The 2,624-nt window shown below is 51.0% G+C and carries 1 rRNA gene; it reads right to left on the bottom strand.

What is annotated here, in order from left to right:
- A 23S ribosomal RNA gene (locus ACGH6S_RS11990) occupies positions 1-2,624 on the bottom strand; the annotation flags it as partial.

Raw genomic sequence — 2,624 nt, 5'->3', positions numbered from 1 at the left:
CTCAATTTTCCTACGCCCATGGCAGATAGGGACCGAACTGTCTCACGACGTTCTAAACCCAGCTCGCGTACCACTTTAAACGGCGAACAGCCGTACCCTTGGGACCTACTTCAGCCCCAGGATGTGATGAGCCGACATCGAGGTGCCAAACACCGCCGTCGATATGAACTCTTGGGCGGTATCAGCCTGTTATCCCCGGAGTACCTTTTATCCGTTGAGCGATGGCCCTTCCATTCAGAACCACCGGATCACTATGACCTACTTTCGTACCTGCTCGAGCCGTCACTCTCGCAGTCAAGCTAGCTTTTGCCATTGCACTAACCTCCTGATGTCCGACCAGGATTAGCTAACCTTCGTGCTCCTCCGTTACTCTTTGGGAGGAGACCGCCCCAGTCAAACTACCCACCAGACAGTGTCCCTTACCTCGTTTCAGAAGTATAGGTTAGAACATCAAACATTAAAGGGTGGTATTTCAAGGTCGACTCCACACACACTGGCGTGCATGCTTCTTTGCCTCCCACCTATCCTACACATTAAGGCTCAATGTTCACTGTCAAGCTATAGTAAAGGTTCACGGGGTCTTTCCGTCTTGCCACGGGTACACCGCATCTTCACGGCAATTTCAATTTCACTGAGTCTCGGGTGGAGACAGCCTGGCCATCATTACGCCATTCGTGCAGGTCGGAACTTACCCGACAAGGAATTTCGCTACCTTAGGACCGTTATAGTTACGGCCGCCGTTTACTGGGGCTTCGATCAGGAGCTTCTGCATAAGCATAACCCCATCAATTAACCTTCCAGCACCGGGCAGGCGTCACACCGTATACGTCCACTTTCGTGTTTGCACAGTGCTGTGTTTTTATTAAACAGTTGCAGCCAGCTGGTATCTTCGACTGATTTCACCTCCATCCGCATGGGATTTCAATTACCATCAGCGTGCCTTCTCCCGAAGTTACGGCACCATTTTGCCTAGTTCCTTCACCCGAGTTCTCTCAAGCGCCTTAGTATTCTCTACCTGACCACCTGTGTCGGTTTCGGGTACGATTAACTATAACCTGAAGCTTAGAGGATTTTCCTGGAAGCAGGGCATCAATTACTTCACTGCCTTAGCAGCTCGTCATCACGCCTCAGAGTTTCAGTGACCGGATTTGCCTAATCACACCCCTACACGCTTAACCCACCATCCAATAGGTGGTAAACCTAGCCTTCTTCGTCACCCCATCGCAGTTATAGCCAGTACGGGAATATTAACCCGTTTCCCATCAGATACGCCCTTCGGCCTCTCCTTAGGGGTCGACTCACCCTGCCCCGATTAACGTTGGACAGGAACCCTTGGTCTTCCGGCGAGCGGGCTTTTCACCCGCTTTATCGTTACTTATGTCAGCATTCGCACTTCTGATACCTCCAGCATGCCTCACAACACACCTTCTACGGCTTACAGAACGCTCCCCTACCCAATACACTTGCGTGCACTGCCGCAGCTTCGGTGCATAGTTTTAGCCCCGTTACATCTTCCGCGCAGGCCGACTCGACTAGTGAGCTATTACGCTTTCTTTAAATGATGGCTGCTTCTAAGCCAACATCCTAGCTGTCTAAGCCTTCCCACTTCGTTTCCCACTTAACTATGACTTCGGGACCTTAGCTGGCGGTCTGGGTTGTTTCCCTCTTCACGACGAACGTTAGCACCCGCCGTGTGTCTCCCATGATTCAACTTGTCAGTATTCGGAGTTTGCATCGGGTTGGTAAGCCGGGATGGCCCCCTAGCCGAAACAGTGCTCTACCCCCAACAGTCACTCATGAGGCGCTACCTAAATAGCTTTCGGGGAGAACCAGCTATCTCCCGGTTTGATTGGCCTTTCACCCCCAGCCACAGGTCATCCGCTAATTTTTCAACATTAGTCGGTTCGGTCCTCCAGTTAGTGTTAACCAACCTTCAACCTGCCCATGGCTAGATCACCGGGTTTCGGGTCTATACCCTGCAACTTAACGCACAGTTAATACTCGGTTTCCCTTCGGCTCCCCTATTCGGTTAACCTCGCTACAGAATATAAGTCGCTGACCCATTATACAAAAGGTACGCAGTCACTATTACCCAACGGTAACAGCTCCCACTGATTGTACGTACACGGTTTCAGGGTCTATTTCACTCCCCTCCCGGGGTTCTTTTCGCCTTTCCCTCACGGTACTGGTTCACTATCGGTCAATCAGGAGTATTTAGCCTTGGAGGATGGTCCCCCCTTCTTCAGACAGGATATCACGTGTCCCGCCCTACTCTATAAGCTTCCACATAACGTACCTTCGTGTACGGGACTTTCACCCTCTATCGTGCGACTTTCCAGACGCTTCCACTAATACTTTATGCTACCCGCTTGGGCTACTCCCCTTTCGCTCGCCGCTACTCAGGGAATCTCGGTTGATTTCTTTTCCTCGGGGTACTTAGATGTTTCAGTTCTCCCGGTTCGCCTCATATGACTATGTATTCATCATATGATAGTGTAGTCACCTACACTGGGTTTCCCCATTCGGACATCGACGGCTATTGCGCTTTTTATCAGCTTACCGTCGCTTTTCGCAGATTAACACGTCCTTCTTCGCCTCTGATTGCCTAGGCATCCACCGTATAC

It is taken from the genome of Gilliamella sp. BG3, from assembly GCF_046635605.1.
In the GTDB taxonomy this organism is placed as follows: Bacteria; Pseudomonadota; Gammaproteobacteria; order Enterobacterales; family Orbaceae; genus Gilliamella; species Gilliamella bombi.
The sequence above is the reverse complement of the archived record's forward strand: the minus strand, read 5'-3'. Positions and strand labels throughout refer to the sequence as shown.